Source organism: Bacteroidales bacterium (assembly GCA_035647615.1).
Classification (GTDB): domain Bacteria; phylum Bacteroidota; class Bacteroidia; order Bacteroidales; family 4484-276; genus SABY01.
The window spans coordinates 23,048-39,749 of record DASRND010000009.1; the positions used below are offsets into that span (position 1 = coordinate 23,048).

14 protein-coding genes are annotated in these 16,702 nt (G+C 43.0%); 3 read left to right on the plus strand and 11 right to left on the minus strand.

From position 1 onward, the window contains the following. Positions 1–376 precede the first annotated feature (376 nt). From VFC92_04190 to VFC92_04200, 3 genes are read right to left on the minus strand one after another with little or no spacing between them, the layout of a single operon-like run. Positions 377–1,258 (minus strand): fructosamine kinase family protein, encoded by an 882-nt coding sequence (locus tag VFC92_04190; protein ID HZK07378.1) that lies wholly within the window; start codon positions 1,256–1,258, stop codon positions 377–379. Between the two features lie 42 nt (positions 1,259–1,300). Next, positions 1,301–1,735: a hypothetical protein gene (locus VFC92_04195; GenBank protein ID HZK07379.1), complete on the minus strand. Its 435-nt coding sequence runs from the start codon at positions 1,733–1,735 to the stop codon at positions 1,301–1,303. 8 nt (positions 1,736–1,743) lie between these two features. After that, entirely contained in the window at positions 1,744–2,307 is a 564-nt protein-coding gene (locus tag VFC92_04200; protein HZK07380.1) for a sigma-70 family RNA polymerase sigma factor, read from the minus strand. A gap of 339 nt (positions 2,308–2,646) precedes the next feature. Between VFC92_04200 and VFC92_04205 the strand changes: the two genes are divergently transcribed. After that, on the plus strand, positions 2,647–3,003 hold the full coding sequence (locus tag VFC92_04205) for a DUF6249 domain-containing protein (GenBank protein ID HZK07381.1): 357 nt from the start codon (positions 2,647–2,649) through the stop codon (positions 3,001–3,003). A gap of 112 nt (positions 3,004–3,115) precedes the next feature. On the opposite strand, the gene VFC92_04210 is transcribed toward VFC92_04205, so the two are convergent. From VFC92_04210 to VFC92_04240, 7 genes are all read right to left on the minus strand, one after another. Beyond that, positions 3,116–3,538, minus strand: coding sequence for a hypothetical protein (locus VFC92_04210; GenBank protein ID HZK07382.1), 423 nt, complete (start codon positions 3,536–3,538; stop codon positions 3,116–3,118). Positions 3,539–3,624: 86 nt separating this feature from the next. Continuing rightward, positions 3,625–4,335, minus strand: a complete 711-nt coding sequence (locus VFC92_04215; protein HZK07383.1) for an outer membrane beta-barrel protein — start codon at positions 4,333–4,335, stop codon at positions 3,625–3,627. Between the two features lie 177 nt (positions 4,336–4,512). Continuing rightward, positions 4,513–8,283 (minus strand): N-6 DNA methylase, encoded by a 3,771-nt coding sequence (locus VFC92_04220; GenBank protein ID HZK07384.1) that lies wholly within the window; start codon positions 8,281–8,283, stop codon positions 4,513–4,515. After that, positions 8,283–8,606, minus strand: coding sequence for a helix-turn-helix transcriptional regulator (locus VFC92_04225; GenBank protein ID HZK07385.1), 324 nt, complete (start codon positions 8,604–8,606; stop codon positions 8,283–8,285). Before VFC92_04225 ends, VFC92_04220 begins: the two co-directional genes overlap by 1 nt. Positions 8,607–8,818: 212 nt before the next feature. After that, positions 8,819–9,346 (minus strand): TlpA disulfide reductase family protein, encoded by a 528-nt coding sequence (locus tag VFC92_04230; GenBank protein HZK07386.1) that lies wholly within the window; start codon positions 9,344–9,346, stop codon positions 8,819–8,821. A 290-nt stretch (positions 9,347–9,636) separates the two neighbouring features. Beyond that, positions 9,637–9,903 (minus strand): hypothetical protein, encoded by a 267-nt coding sequence (locus tag VFC92_04235; GenBank protein ID HZK07387.1) that lies wholly within the window; start codon positions 9,901–9,903, stop codon positions 9,637–9,639. Next, positions 9,893–10,111 (minus strand): hypothetical protein, encoded by a 219-nt coding sequence (locus VFC92_04240; GenBank protein HZK07388.1) that lies wholly within the window; start codon positions 10,109–10,111, stop codon positions 9,893–9,895. The genes VFC92_04235 and VFC92_04240 overlap by 11 nt, the downstream gene beginning before the upstream one ends. A 254-nt stretch (positions 10,112–10,365) precedes the next feature. Here VFC92_04240 and VFC92_04245 point away from each other — a divergent pair, with 254 nt between their 5' ends. Together VFC92_04245 and VFC92_04250 are read left to right on the plus strand one after the other, a co-directional pair. After that, positions 10,366–10,728: a hypothetical protein gene (locus VFC92_04245; GenBank protein ID HZK07389.1), complete on the plus strand. Its 363-nt coding sequence runs from the start codon at positions 10,366–10,368 to the stop codon at positions 10,726–10,728. A 129-nt stretch (positions 10,729–10,857) separates the two neighbouring features. Continuing rightward, a complete protein-coding gene (locus VFC92_04250) occupies positions 10,858–13,236 on the plus strand; it encodes a TonB-dependent receptor (GenBank protein HZK07390.1) in 2,379 nt (792 codons plus the stop codon). Positions 13,237–13,404: 168 nt separating this feature from the next. Here VFC92_04250 and ccsA read toward each other — a convergent pair whose 3' ends face one another. Then, entirely contained in the window at positions 13,405–16,578 is a 3,174-nt protein-coding gene (gene ccsA / locus VFC92_04255; protein HZK07391.1) for a cytochrome c biogenesis protein CcsA, read from the minus strand. Positions 16,579–16,702 lie beyond the last annotated feature (124 nt).

The following is a 16,702-nucleotide window of genomic DNA, read 5'->3' on the forward strand; positions in this document are numbered from 1 at the left end:
TTATTGAAAGCTCAAAAATAGTTTTTTAGATTAAGATGGGAGAGATGAGCGTTGCGTGATAAGGAGAATATTGAAATGAGAGATGAGAAATGAAAGATGAGAGACGTGAAAGTAGAAGTGATTAGGTGGTAGAAACCTCGAATCGTCCGAAGGACATTCGAGCGTTCGAAAAAACAATTTGAATTTAGGCTGCTCGTCAAAACCACAGAAAAACTTCGTGCTTTTTCGGCTCCTGGTGCCTGGGTGGCTATCCTCCTATATTCCCTCGTCACAAATTCTTTTTATGACGTTTCTATGTCCTGCGGACGCTTGAAAGCCGGATGGTAATATCCCCACAACCTTAAATCATCACATCATCAAATCCTCCTCTCCCCCTTCAAAACCTCCGCAGCGTCTGCTGCACCGACGAGAGATAGCCACCGCCGAAAAGATTTACATGAACCAGCAGCGGATAAAGGTTATAGATGGGAAGGCGCTCGTAGTAGTTGCCGGGAAAGGGATTGTAGTTGTAATAACTTTCGTAAAAGCGGCTGCTGAAACCGCCAAAAAGTGTGGACATGGCGATGTCGATTTCGGGATGGCCATAATATACCGCCGGATCGATGAGGCAGGCGAAGCCGTCCGAGTCGGTAATAAAGTTGCCACTCCAAAGGTCGCCATGCAAAAGCGAAGGGCTGGCCGGCGGAAATATTTCGGGCAACCGCACATAAAGCCGCTCAAAAGTAGCCACGTCGCTGCGTCCCATAGCGCCATTATCGCGCGCCAGCACCACCTGTCGCTGCAAGCGCTCTTCGATAAAAAACGTTACCCAGTCGTCGTGCTGATTGTTGTGCTGATGCAGCGAGCCCATATAATTATCGTGATCCAGACCAAACTGCTCTGCGTGCTGCCGGTGCATGCGCGCCAGGCTGGTGCCAAAATCTTCCCAAAAATCCTTATGCTCATTTGCACCCTCAATATATTCCATCAGCATGAACGATTCTTCACCCGCTGCATCAGCCAGAAATACCTCAGGAACTGTAAAAGTTCGAGCATTGCGCAACAGCGCCAAACCCTTTGCTTCTTTCTGAAACATCTCCGGATAACGGGATGCGTGGTTGGTTTTTACAAAGAAGTTGCCACGGCTCGTTTCAAGACGGTAAGCCAAATTTATGGAACCCCCCGAAACCCCTGACACCTGATTAATGAGGATATCTTTATCAGAAAAATGGCGGGAGAGAAAGTTGGTAATGGCTTTTTTGACAGATGGAGGAAGCATAACAGGTCTTTTTTCGATGTGCAATTGCGGCCAACGGCGGTATTATGCTGCTGAAGTGTTTTGGTCGAACCACCGCCGAAGCAGCAGGCTGATAAGAAAAAGCAGCACTGTTGATATTAATATCATAAATCCTATGTTGCCAATCTGGAGGCTAGAAAAACCCTTGGAAAACGAACGGATGACGCTGCTGAAAATCGCGCCGTAAACCTGAAAACTTTCTGACGAGGCAAGACGGGCAAAAAATTCTCCGGCGCCAAACGGAATGGCCACAATTATTGCTATCACCGCGGCAGCTATTGATAAAATCCAAATCCAGCGCCGGGAAGCATCTGCAACTACGGGCTGCTCCTGAACGGCAGGAAGCTGTTGCATCACTCTTTCGCTAAAACCTTCCGGCACCTCTTCATCGGCACTGAGGCTGATGAGCCGCTTCAGGAAGTCGTCGTCGATGTTGTTGATATTTTTGTTGATGTCCATTTTACGTGTTAAACCATTTTTTTGAGCGTTTGTTGCATGTCGTCGTAAAGCCGTCGGCGAAGTCTAAATAGCTTTATTTTGACATTAGACTGCGAGTATTCGGTGATCTCAGCCATCTCAGCAATCGACTTTCCATTTTTATAATAGAGCGTCAGCAGCAGGTTGTCGTCTTCGGGCAGGCGCTGCATCAGATTTTCGATCAGCTGCATCTGCTCCTCCTGACTCATGGCCTCCACCTGCGGATAAATCTCGTCGGTGGTGTATTGCTCTATGAGCGTTTCGTCGATGGCAGCATACTCCGGCTTGCGACGGCGCCCGGCCGAAATTGCGGCATTGTAAACAATGCGATAGAGCCACGTCGAGAATTTAGCCTCTCCTTTAAAAGAACTCAGTGCGGCATGCGCCTTCACAAAAGCATCCTGTGCTATCTCTTCGGCCTGCTCGCGGTTGCGCAGGATTTTTACGGCAATGGTAAAAACCATCTGCTGGTGTTTTTCGACCAGTGCAGCAAACGCCGCCTGGTTACCACCGAGCACCTGATCAATGTAAAAACTGTCGTCGCGATAATTCATTTGTGCCTTTTTTGACGCTGATTCATGCGTTAGGTTACAAAGGTGCGGAAAAATTTGCTGGAAGCTAACAATGATAGGTTGCAACTGGCAGAGCCTGTAGAAATAAGGTGGACGAGGACTTCGACAAGCTCAGCCACAAAGCCTCGTCCAAACTCCTGTTCAACCCCGTCCAAATCCTTACTCTTTGCGCCTTGCACCATGCCTTTGAAGCACATCAACCCAACAAGATTTTCTTTCTATAATTTGACATAAAAGATTTTTTGTAACCAACCGGCAAAATCGGTGTCAAAGCGGGTGAATGGAAAATAAAATTAATCATCATCATAAAAATTGAAAGTTATGGTAGAAATACTGGTTCCTTTGGGATTTTTCGGAATGGTAGTGGCGCTCGTTTACATCCAGGCCGACCGTAAAATTAAGTTAAACCTGATACAGCATGGCGCCGACGCGCGTACATTGAAAACGAGTAAAACCACAGATGGCTCACTGCGCTTTGGGCTGCTGCTCATTGGCGTGGCGGTGGGAATCCTGCTGGGGCACCTGCTGGTAAATAACACCAACATGATGCAGGAAGTAGCCTATTTCTCGATGACCTTCCTCTTTGGCGGCATCGCGCTGCTGATTTTTGCACTGATGCAAAGACGTAAACCCGCCGATGGAGAAAATGATTTGCCGATGGAAAAGCCGAAGTATTGATCGGGTTCAGAAAGGGATTTATTTAACTAAAACAGGCATTCCGCATGAGATGCCTGTTTTTTTTTATAAAAATGATGGGAGCGGAAACAAATGAGTTAGGCGGCGCATTTCATCATCGCTTCTTCCGAAGTTTGTATTTATTTTCTGTAAACTTATAGTAGCGATGGTACACCTCCATGATCGAATCGTTTAATTTGATTATCTCAAAAGCCATTGCGTTCTGCGGGAATACATCAGGAGGATAGCCCATTCCGTGGGTTAAGTTTATTAAAACATCCTGATCAGCATCAAACATCCAGGTACCATAATTGACGGTGTCGATATAAAAGTCACCGTTGTGTTCAAAGGTCAATTCCTCACTACCATCGAATACAGTTCTATGTTCTACGTGTCCCTGCCAATTATTCAAATTTTGTGTTGGCTTTACCGCAAATGTCCAGGTACCGGTAATTCTATCCGGCTCCGATGACTTTTTCCCGCAACCGAAAGTGGTTGACAAAATCAAAGCTAAAAAAAGTAGATGCAGGTTTCTCATGTTTTTAAGTTTTTACCAAACGAAAGTAAATACTAATTATGATAAGATGGATATTGATGGTGTTTCCGTGTTTTGCGTGCTGCCCACTATTTTATCTGGTGTGTCAGCCCAAAGCGTAAAAGTCTCGCGTAGGCTTCATTTTTTCCGCCATCGAAGTCAGCCCGGTAGTTTGTAAGTCCAAACGAATAGCCAATGTAAGCTCCGGCATTTTTGTAATTGGCGGCAATTTGAATTCCTGGTCTGAAATCGAAATCAATGGTTTTTCTGTCGACAGAAGTTTCATATTTAATGCCGCCAGAAGCAGTTGCGGAACCATTTTCTTTTGCGCTGAGGCAGTATCCAATCTCAAGCCCGCCTGTAAAATCGAGATTTACTTTGTTTACAGGTAACCGGTAACCCGCAAAAAGACGCAGGTTTATGAAATTAGAATTTAAAAAGGTTTTCCCTGTTGCATCCAATCTGTAAGACGAGGTTCCGGTCCAGCCATAGATTTTGTTAATTTCAATTTTACTTCTCAACTTTTCATAGCCTAAGTCGGCACCGAGGATAAAATTTTTCTTTGAGATACTTTTTATGTTTCCCGACAGCCCGATAGCAAGTCCGCTTTTTGAACCGTAAGGATTGTTTGTATAGCCTGATTGCATCTGTTCATTATAGTTGATGCCGGTAACGGATTCAGCAGATTCGCCGGCAAATGAGAATAGTCCTGAATTGAGTGAGACCCAAAACTCTGTTTTTTGTCCGTAAGAAACATTCAAACAGCAAAAGGCAACGATTGTAAATAGTGTTTTTTTCATGGTGGTAGTTTTTGTAGGCAAACAATGGTTTGGCTATGTGAAGTGCGAGATTACGAAGTAATTCCCTATTAGTGTACCCCAAGCTTTTGTAGAAGCACAGACCTTGAATTTACCACTTTATCCGCTGCTGCAACATACAGGTTAGTATAATTGGCATGTCAGTCTTTGCGCTGACATTTACTCCAAATACTTTTTCAATATTTTCTCTTTCTGTTTTGGAATTTCAGCTATTTGATTTTCCAATTCATTTATTTTGGTTTCAATCTTTTCTATTTCTGAAACTATCTTTTTTTGTTCTTCTATAGACGGTAAAGGGATTTTAAATTCTTCTAACTGTAACTTAGTAATTGCCTGCCTTGAAGTGGCACCATTGCCAATTTCTAATAATTTCTCTTTGAATTCAGTACTTACTAATATTGATTGAACATATTTAGGAAGTGCTTTTTCATTTGTTCTAATTATTGAAACGTGCTGATTCACTCTGGCGGGTATATACTTATCCTCAACAATACAACATCTTGCAATAGAAGCTCCAGTAATATTAAAAAGAATATCATCTTTCTCTACTGTTACGTTACCGAGTTTTTTAGCTTGTCCTTCGTTAATAAAAGCAAGACCCCTCTCAATCATTCCGTAGTCATAAATGTTTTGACTTCTAATTAAACTTATACCACTTGACTGATAGGAACCTTCTCCTCCTCTAGGAGTAGCACCACTACCTATTTTGGTGGTAATGTCTTCTAATTTTATTAAGGATGCTTTTGAGTTATTGATTATTTTACCAATGTAAAATCTAAGTTTTTCAACCTCCTCAATCGCATTTTGCTCTTGCTGTTCTAATGCTCCAATTTCAGAAACTATTATTTGCTGAATGCCGATTGGTGGGAGTGGAATTAAAGTATGAGAAACTTTATCAATATTTAGATTGTCAACCGAAGTTCCACCACTTGCCGCATTAATAAATTGTTCCTGTACAATTTTGTCAGAAAGCATATAATACAAATAATCTTTGTTTAACTTTTTTGAAAAATCACTTAATAAAAGCCATCCATCGTGAATACATCCATCAATTCCCATAATATATGGTCTACCAAAACTCATTGAATTGGAAAGAATAAAATCCCCTTTTTTTACGATACGAGATTTTTCCGCACCCACTTTAGATATTTTTTCTTTAGTTTCTGTAATAAACTTTGACCCAATTTTGACATCACCAATTTTTATCCAATTGAATCCATTAAATTCATCAGAAATATATTCTTTAATAGGCCTAGGTGAAGCTCCTCTAACAATTGAAACAAGCTGATTTAATTTTTTTTGTTCCCATTTACTCTCAATTTTCACTTTTTTTTTAGCAAAGAGTGAAATGTTTTTTTCAAAGTCCACTCGGTCAAAAGTGAGCATATCTACCAAGTTGTGGTAGCTCAGGTTTTGTTGTAAATTTTCAGGAAATTCTAAATCAAACTCGCCTAAAAATGCTTTATAAATATAGGTGCTTGCTTTTTCAGGATTAGTAAAACTATCAGCATCATACAATTGGGTGCACTCGTCTATGCTTTTGCTTCTTTGAATTGCGTGTATCCCTTCGCTACCTCTTCGGTTGCTAAATTCGTAACCTAAAAAGCGTTTTTCTTCATTCTTTTCGCCAGTTTTTACCAAAACGAGTTTCTGAGGATAAGCCAGTACAAAATAAAGGAACTTGTCTTGTTCTAAATCTAAAATACTATTCCAAATCTCTTGCTCGTTTTTGGCTTTAATTTTCTTGATGTATTCCTTGTAAATTTCGTGTTGTTCTATATTTTCATTCGGGGTTTTCTGCAAAAGAGTTTTATAATCTTCAAAAGTAATCGTGTCCCAAACGTGAGCCACATATTTGGCAAGCGGTTTTTCAATACTATTTATCGTAACATCCTGCAGGGTTACAAAACATTTTTTAATGGCTTCTTCTACATTGTATGCATCTGCATTGTTTCTGCGTCTTAAAAATAGGGTAACGGTGTTTGTGCCTGTTGCCATAAAAGTATTGGAGCCTAATTCGGCAATGCCTAAAAATTCAAAATACTTTAAAAGGATTTCTCTTGATTGTGTGTAAATGCCTGTATTGCTCAAAATGCTGCTTGGTAAAATAATTCCTGCCACACCGCCATCTTTAAGCAATTGTTTGGTACGTTCAATAAACAAACATTCTATTTCGGAACTTTGGTCGGTCAATCTGTCGTACAAATCAAAACCAATTTTTGATTTTTCTTCATCCATGTATCCTTTAAAAGCAGATACCGAGTAAGGAGGATTTGAAATAATTACATCAAATTGTTTGTTGTCTTGCGGATAGGTTTTATCGGTTTCTTTTAGTAAATCTTTGAATTCTGTTGAAGTCGCAAAATCACCCAAACCATCACCGTGAATTACTTTTGCCAAGCCATCACCGTGCAAATAACAACTTACTTTGGCTGTTTTTACTAAACGGTAATCTTTTTCTATACCATAAACGTAATCTTTAGCCCAATCAAATTGATCTTCTTTCCATTTTTTTAAGGCTCTTGTGGTGGTAGGATTAAAATTGTTTTCGTCCAATTTATCAATGTATTTTTGTAACTCTTCCATTGATTCCGTCAAAAAATGTCCACTTCCCGCTGCATAATCAATTATCGTGGGAAGTAAATCATTCGCGTTTCCTTGCTCAATTTTTTGAACGGTAATTTCTTGAAGTGGTAAACTCTTGATAATAAAACGAGCAATTGGAACAGGAGTGAAAAATTGACCTGATTCTTGTTTCAATCCAGTGGTTAATAACAATTCAAAAAAGTCACTTAAAAACTGTTGGCGGTAAGTATAGCGGATTTTAAACTCTTGAAGTAACACTACTACTTCTTTTACTACCTTAGCATTTTCCTCAAAAGAAGCATCATCATACACCTCTTTTATGGCAAATTCATTGTTCTTTTTAAGTCGAATTTCAGTTAAAATCTCTTTGAATTTGTCTTTGTATAGTGGTTGTACGTGTAAAAACTGTTTGTCAAATTCACTATCACTTATATCTGTAACTTTCTTTTCTAAAAGTTCAAGCATTCCTCGGTTGTAAAGGTCGGTCAGCCTTTTTTGAAAGGAAATATGATTGTCTTCTCCTTCGAGCCACTGAAAACCTAATTGCTCGTCAGGATTTATGTTTTCATCAACGATTTTACAAAGGAAAAGTGTAAATATCTTATTAAAGGCATTAGGTTTGTCAGAAACTACGTTGTGCCTCAGTATTTCTAAAAAGCGATTAAAAATGAAACTACTATCCTCTTGCTTTAAATCTTTTAAATCTTTTTTAGTGAGTGCTTTACTTTGAAATTCATAAGGTGTAACCCAACTTTCAAAAATACCATTGGTTTTAGGTAGTTTATTCCAACGTTCAAAGAAGTCTTTTACATTTCCTGTTTGTCGGTAATCTTCTTCAATTTTTACAATGATGCTTTTGTACTCTATGGCATTTCCTTGAAGTTGGGAAGCATACAACATCAAAATATCTGCATCCTTATCCTGTTGGAAATAGGTAAAAAGCTGACCACCATTTCTTTCCAAATTCTTAAGCTCTTTTTCAAATTCCGCTCCCCAAGTCTTGCATTCAATCATCAAATAGGCTGATCCATTATCATGGTTTACCAGAACATCTAATCTTCCGCTTGTACCATGTCCAGTCCTCCAGGTTTTTTCTAAAACTATGTTTTTTGGATGGTATCCCTTTTCAAGTAGCCTATCCACACATTCAAGAACAACGAAGTTTTCGGCTTGAGAAAAATTTTGAGTGGTTTTATTTTCACAGTTTATTTCATTGCCAAAATTAAAAATTGAGTTTTGAAAATCAATCTCAATAGCGTAGCCATAGTATTTTTTATGAAAAATACCGAAAGTATTTTCTTTAGGTGTAAATCCTAATGCCTGTATGAAGTTTTTGTATTTCATTAGAACTTAAATTTGCCTTGTTTAACATTCTTATTTCTCAAATATTTCGACTGACTTTCCGCTACAGAGAAAACAGCATCGGAACATTCGTATTTATGAGCTTCCTCAACCAACTTGTCAGCGACATATAGGTTTTTCAACTCCAAATAATCCTTTCCTAAAAAATTGGCAAGTGCTTCTAAACTAGCAAAGGGAAACTTCTTGTGATCATTCTCAATTTTTGAAATTTCAGTCATAATTACACCTAGTGGTTGGCCAAATTCACTTTGGTTTAATCCCCTCTTTTTTCTTTCGGCTCTCAAAAACTCCCCAAATGTTTCCATATCTAATACTTGCTGATTTTATTCTTGCTAATACTTGGCAAAAATATTCAAACTTTTCAATTCTCCGAAATTTTCTGCTATATTTTTGTTAAAAAAATTAAAGCTTTGGATTTTAGAGTCGGCTTTACACGTCGGGAAGACTAAAGGTATTTTAATGTGTGGTAAGGTTTCTGCACTTGCTTGCTAACGCCTGTGTAAATTTCATATCACTTTTATTTTTTCATCATTCCTTTCAGCGCTTCTTCAAGCTCTTCCCCGAAAAGGTTTTTCCCGATAATGATTCCGTTCCCGTCTATCAGATAGTTAACCGGAATAAAAGAAGCGTTGTATGTTTTCCTGTGCTTACTTGAAATTATTCCGCTTAGATCGCTCACATGGCAGGGCCAGATAAGTCCGTCCTTCTCAACCGCTTTACTCCATCTTTCCTTGTTTCCGTCGAGTGAGACACTAAAAACAGTGAATCCGTTTCCGGTTGTGAAAGCAGCGTCTTTGTATTTTTCGTACAAAGGAATAAGCAGCTTGTGTTTCTTACGGCATGGCCCGCAATAGGAGGCCCAAAAGTCAATCAGAACAATTTTCCCTCTTAGTGAGTCAAGCTCAAAGGTTGTTCCGTCGATTCCTTTTTCAATGATATTGGGTGCTTTGTCGCCAATATCAAGACCTGTTTTTTCCTGGCCGTACATCAGCGAATTGATGCCGAAGAAAAAGGTTGCTACAATAAAAAAGGCTTTTGATTTCATACGTACAAAAATAACCCATTTCGTCGAATGAACCATCAGCGGTTCTCAGTCGGTAGGTCTCAGTTCGTTGTACACCGCAGAAAAGTAATATAGCCTCCAAAACAACACCTGCCCTGCGGTGGTTGAGCTTGTCGAAACCAGCGCAGTCGATGGGAATGACACCTGTCTTGTGGTGGCTGCGGCGGCTGAGCCTGTCGAAGCCAGCCTGGTGAAGGGAACATTCCGACAACCTTTTCCCTCAACCGACAATCTTCTCTCCTTTGAACAAGGGGAATAAATTTGTCTAAAAGTTAAGGGAAATACTTATAAATATCAGAACGATGATCAAAGGCTGCAAAATAAACAGTTTCGCCTTGTAGGAATATTCCGATACGATAATCATTTACCCGAATAAGAAAATAGCTACCTGGTGTTTTCAGCTTCTTCAATCCTTTGATTTCTTTAAGCGAATCACATTTTACAACATCCGCCAGTATTATTCCCACTTTTTTCCTAATCGTGATATTGTCACACGACTCAATTTGTTTTTTGAATTTTCGGGTGATTTCAACTTTCATTGCTCTGCAACTTACTGATGAAATCAAATTTTTCGCCTTCATCCAAAACCCCGGACTGCATGCCATCAAGAATACTTATCGCAATACCTAAGTCCTCTGCTTTCTCCTGTGAGAGCTGGTAAGCGCTAAACTCCAATTTTTTGGCGAGCTGCAAAAGCAACCGGATATTCTCTTCTGAATCACTTCTCAAAATCAATGTCTGCATCATTTGTATCGGTATTTGTAGATTACAAAGTTAGTCCATTTCATCGAATAAACCATCAGCAGTTCTCGATCGGCAGTCCTCAGTCGGCAGTCCGATGCAAGCCGTAGAAAAGTAATATAGCCGCTAAAACAAGGAACAACAAACAGTTCTTTTGAGCCTACATCTTCCAACACATTGCCGCCGTAGCGGTATCAATAATAGTTTTGTGAGCGTTAAGTTTTTTTATTAAAATTAAAACAGGCTAACCTGAACGCCCGATGGCGCAAACAATTAAAAACATAGCGACCAAATTTCTGATCTTTCTCACGATAGGTATCATGGGGATGTTCATTGCCAACCAGGCGCTGTATGTCCACACCCATAAGATGGCCGACGGCACCATTGTGCAGCACGCACACCCTTACCCCAAGTCGGATGACGGGCAGCCAGCCAAAACGCACGATCACACCAAATCCGAAATTTTCTTTCTACAAAACCTACAGATACTTTTTGTTTTTACGTTCTTCACCCTGGCACTGATTGCCCCGGCCAAACAAGCAATTTCATTTGCCCTGCCCTCGCTCGTTCACCCGGTGGTATTTGTATCCCTGCCACAAGGACGTGCTCCTCCTCTCGCATAATATCATTTAAAAGATTTCTGAATCTTGTTTTTTTACGACGGAAATAATTCCGTAGTGGGCTACCGGGCATAGTATGCAAACACGATAGCCACAACCAATTTTTTTATCACAGAATCAGAATATGATATTATGAGAAAAACACATCTTGTCCTACTAATTTTACTGATAGCACACGCACAAATTATTTTTGCACAAAAAACTAAAACCGATGCCAATATCATCGGACACGTGGTATGCGAAGGCCAGCACATTCCCTTTGCCACCGTGAGCATCAAAGGCACCACTATTGGCACCACCGCCGACGAAACCGGCCATTTCCATCTCATCCACCTGCCCGAAGGCGAGCACATTATTCTTGCGCAGGCGCTCGGATACAAGCCACAGGAAAAATCGATAACTGCGACGGCACACGAAACCAAAGAGTTGAACTTTGAGCTGGAGCAGGATTACCTGGGCCTGGAAGAGGTGGTGATTACCGGCGACCGCAACGCTTCCAACCGGCTCAATTCATCAACGATCGTAAATACGCTTACGCCCAAACTTTTTGCTACCACACAATCGGTGACGCTAAGCGAGGGACTCAACTTCAGCCCCGGCTTGCGCATGGAAAACAACTGCCAGAACTGTGGCTTTTCGCAGGTGCGGATGAACGGCATGGAAGGACCCTATTCGCAAATTCTTATCAACAGCCGCCCCATCTTCAGCGGGCTTGCGGGAGTGTATGGGCTGGAGCTTATACCCTCGAACATGATAGAGCGTGTGGAGATAATCCGTGGGGGCGGCTCCGCACTTTATGGCAGCAACGCCATTGCCGGCACCATCAATCTGATATTAAAAGATCCAATAAATAATGCCTATGAAGTGGGAATAAACTCGGGGATGACCGGCGTAGGAGTTTCCGGATCGGGAGATGCAGTGCTTGATTATTCTGTTAATTTTAATACTTCGCTCGTGAGTGCCGACAACAAGACAGGCATGGCGCTGTATGGATTTTATCGCGACAGAGAACCCTTCGATGCCAACAACGATAGCTTCTCCGAAATTGCCTCACTCAAAAACACCACCATCGGTGCGCGGGTTTACCATCGCTTTGGAACAAAAGCACGCATTTCGGGCGATTTTTTCCATATCAACGAAAAACGGCGCGGCGGCGACAGGTTTGAATATCCGGTGCACGAGGCCAATATTGCCGAAGCCCTGGATCACAACATCACAACCGGTGCGCTGACGTATGAGCATTTTATCGGAAAAAGTGATCTGATATCCGTTTTTGTTTCGGGGCAGCGTATCAACAGAGATTCCTACTACGGCGCCAACCAATCGCTGAAAGACTACGGATTGACGCAGGATTTTTCGTACACCTTCGGGGCGCAATACAATGCCCAATTTGAAAACTCCAGAATAGTGGCTGGCATCGAAAACGACGGCGGCTGGCTTACCGATGAAAAGCCGGGTTATGCCGACATCGAAAATGCCGTCATCATTGGCGATTCCATTTTAAGCATTCCACACACCTCAACGCTCACCATTACCGACCAGACCACCAACACCACCGGGCTTTTTGCCCAGTACGAAATCGATTGGCGCAGATTGAAAGTTTCGGTAGGCGCCCGGCTGGATCATTATCAGATCAGCGATAGAGAGCAAACCGACGAGGACAAATCAGGAAATGTTCTCAGCCCGCGTGTTGCATTGAAATATGACGTTAAAAAATACCTGCAGGCACGCCTGAGCTACTCACAAGGCTATCGTGCTCCACAGCTTTTCGACGAAGACCTGCACGTAGAAACATCAGGCTCGCGCCGCGTGATACACCGCAACAGTCCCGATCTGGAACAGGAAACAAGTCATAGCTTTATGGCTTCCCTCGATTTCAACAAACTTTTGGGCACCGTTAATATCGGGCTGCTTGTGGAAGGATTTTACACACAGCTCAACAATGCTTTTGTAAACGAATTTAGCGCTCCCGACCAAAACGGCGAGGTGATTTATACACGCATGAATGCCGACGACGGCGCCAATGTGCAGGGTATTAATATAGAACTGAATGTGGTGCCGATGACGCCATTTTCACTCAAAACGGGCTTTACCATGCAAAAGAGCAGATACGAAGAGGCACAGGAGTTTGACGAGAAAAAGTTTTTACGCACGCCGGATCAATATGGCTACCTGACCCTCGACTGGCAAACAACCAAAAAGCTGGGCATTTCTGCTTCGGGCAATTATACCGGCAAAATGCTCGTGCCTTACTTCGGCATAAATATCCCCGACCCTGACGCCGGCGAGCTACGGGAGTCGCCCATCTTTTTTGATATGGGCGCAAAAGTTCGTTACGACATCAAACTCAACGGAGCCACGCTGCGGCTGTTTGCAGGCATCAAAAACATATTCAATGCCTATCAGGACGATTTTGATATTGGCGTCGACCGCGACCCGGGCTACATTTATGGCCCCATGACGCCGCGCACCATTTATGTGGGACTAAAAATCAGCAACTTCCTCACCTAAAAAAACATCCCCGTATGCCGAAAAACGTACGGGGATTTTCACGATTACACAGAAATATCAAGGTTTTATTTTCTCATTTCCTCTGCGTCTCCGCGCCTCAGCGGTTTAACTTTTTTTTATTCATTTTCCTCTGCGTCTCAGCGTCTTCGCGGTTTAACCAAAATCTTTCTACCTATTTTCTTCCATCCCCGTCTCCTGATTTCCTTCCCGTTGCAAGGTGCGTATCAGTGTTTTGGTTTTAGAATTTTTGATATAGGCAAATATCAGAATTACTAAAAGAATGGCAATGGTGTAATAAACAAAAGCGGGTATCGGCACCGGATCGCCGGCAGCGTAGCTGTGCAGCCCCGACAGGTAGTAATTCACACCGAAATAGGTCATCAGCACCGAGCTGAACCCCACCACCGCCAGCGCATTGAACACGTAGCGCCCCATGATACCGGGTATAAAGTTGAGATGAACAATCACGGCATAAACCAGAATCGTTATCAGCGCCCAGGTTTCTTTGGGATCCCAGCCCCAGTAGCGCCCCCACGACTCGTTGGCCCACACGCCGCCCAGGAAAGTTCCGATGGTAAGCATATACAATCCGATAATAATCGTGGCCTCCGCAGTAAGCGAAATCTCACGGATGGTCAGATTAAAACTCACCAGGTTATTACGGTTCTGGAAGATCATCAGCAGCAGGTTGAAAAGTCCCAGAATCATTCCAAGCCCTAAAAACCCATAGCTCGAAGTGATGATGGCCACGTGAATGGTTAGCCATATCGACTTGAGTACCGGCACCAGGTTGGTTACCTCGGGATTCATCCAGTTGAGATGCGCCACAAACAGGGTGAGCGACGCCAGCACTGTGGTAGCTGCCAGGGCAATATTGCTGCGGCGCGAAAGCAGGAAGCCGCCCGTCATGGTAGCCCAGGCAATAAATATCATGCTCTCGTAGCCGTTGCTCAATGGCGCATGACCGGAGATATACCACCGTGCCACGATACCCAGCGTCTGAAATAGGTACATCACCGCCAATATTCCGATAAGGACATTTTTAAAAAAATTTATTTTCAGCTTTGGCGTCACCAATTTAGCAAAAAGCACCAACAGGAATATCAATCCTACCAAACCGTAATAGCGGAAAAGCCGTTCAAAAATCTCTACTTTGTTATAAATAATTTCGATGCGGCGATGCATGTCGGAGGGCAGCAGGTCGCCGGCATATTTGCGTTGGTAAATATCGATGTCATCTACGATGTCGTTGGGAGTTGCATAGTTACCGCTGGTCAAGGCTTCGGCCAATGTATTAGCGTAAAGCGGAATGACGTTGCGCACAAAGTTGCTGTCGTCGGCAGGCATGCCCGTCACTTCTTCGTTAGGAGCAAACCACTTGTCGGCCGGATCCGTTGTTTTTGGAAATAGCTTCAGGTAGTTGTAGGTATGAATAAAATAGAAAATATTGACCTTCTCATCCATCTTTATCACCTCTTTATCAAACTTGGTTTGGTCCATGCTTTTCTTCTGATAAGCCGTTTCCACCCATTGGCTCATAAGGTAGTTGGTGGTTTTTCCGTCCTGAAAAAAGTCGGAGAAGCTGGCGTATTTTCCGCTGATGCCGAGCTGTTCGCGCAGCTCTTTGTTTGTCGTTTTAAGAAGCGGCACCGTTTGCCACAGCGCCGGATCGGTAATGATCCCCAATACAATCTGGTCGGAGGTGAGTCCTGCGAAGTTGGTGCTGCCGGTGAATTTACGCGTCAACTGACCGGTGAGTGAGTTTACCGGCTCCAGACGGTTGCCGGGTCCCAGCACGATCAGTTCACCAAATTTTTTGGCATGTTCGCGGTCGATCACCGGAACCTGTGTGCCGTTCACGTCGGTCATCTCCTGCGAAGTGGCAGACATGGCCGTCGTAATCATCAACATCAAAAGAATTACCTGCAGCAGGTTCATTTTTTTGCGACGTGTTTCGGTTATTTTATTTAATAGATATCCAAACCGTGAACGCTTACTTATCAGCGCCATCAACATTCCCAACGCCATCAAAAAATAGCCGATGTAGGTTACGATCGTTCCCAGGCCATCGTGGTTTACCGAAAGCACCGTCCCTTGTTCGTCGGTATCGTACGACGACTGGTAAAAGCGATAGCCACGGTAATTGAGGATATGATTCATGAAAATGCGAAAGTCAAAGCGGTTGTCGCGTTCGGTGTCAATAAGCGTCACCTCGCTGGCGTATGAAGACGGACTGTTCGAGCCAGGATAGCGATCGAGAATGAATTCGTTGAGTTGCAAAGCAAAAGGAATGGGGATGGTAATGGCGCCATAAGCGATTTGTAAAGTCTTTCCATCAATTTCAACAGGATCTGCTTTGCCTTGCACGCCACGGTTTCCGGTAACCCAGGTGCTCACGGTGCTGTTACCGCTGCTGATCCGCAACATCACAGCATCCAATCCTGTGGCCAGCTGCATTTGGTTGGAGACCGGCACCGGTTGTAGGGTGCCGCTTGGCTCGAAGCTGCGCAAAACGATGCGGCTCTTCCCCAGGTCGTATAGCTGCATCGGCTGCATCTCCGCCTTTTGATGGGGCAAAATATAGCCGCTTACCTCTGATCCCATGTTGGTGATAAAAATGGTGTCGGCAGCCTGAAACATCAGCCGGCTACCGTCGAACATCAACTGCAATTCGCCTGCAAGCATTTCGCCGCTATCGAAACTCATCTGCATATTTCCCACCTGTCGCACCTCGCCCGAAGATAGAGTAATGGTTTCGCGCTGCATGCCACTCATCACAAACAGCGATGCGATAGGATTTCCGCCCTTAACAGGAACAACTTCGAGGTTTGCGTTGGCAATATATCCTATAGTTTCTATCTTAAAATTACCGTCAGGTGTATTCAATTTAAAGTTGGGTGCCTTCCTATCATAGGGCGACATGAGCACATGCTGCTGCTCATAAAAGGTCTCGCCGCCGCTTTGATATGTGGCAGTGAGGAAGGTGCTGGTGCTGGTGATCTCGCTGCTGGTTTCCCCTTCACGGATGTGCATCATCCCTTCATAACTAAAAAACCGCGTGATGCCAGCACCTACAAAGATTATAATAAAAGCCAGGTGAAACATAAACAACGCGTACTTCTTGCGGCGCCACGAATGATGAATCACCAGGCTGCCAGCCAGATTTATGACCAATAGTGCAAGCAATATTTCAAACCAGGTAGCTTCGTAAACGGCCACACGCGCCGCTATGGTTCCGTAGTCGTTTTCGATAAAGGTGGCCATGGCCGCCGAGAGTGCAAACATGAGCAACAATACCACGGTGAGGTGCATCGAGAACAATGCATCAAATATTTTTTTCATCAGAATTTCTCAATTTTATGTAAATCAGTACCAAAATATTTTCGGCGTCAAAGATAAACAAACCGAAATAAAAATGGTACACACCAATGATACAAAGCCATCTCACAGGAGAATAGCGTAGCCT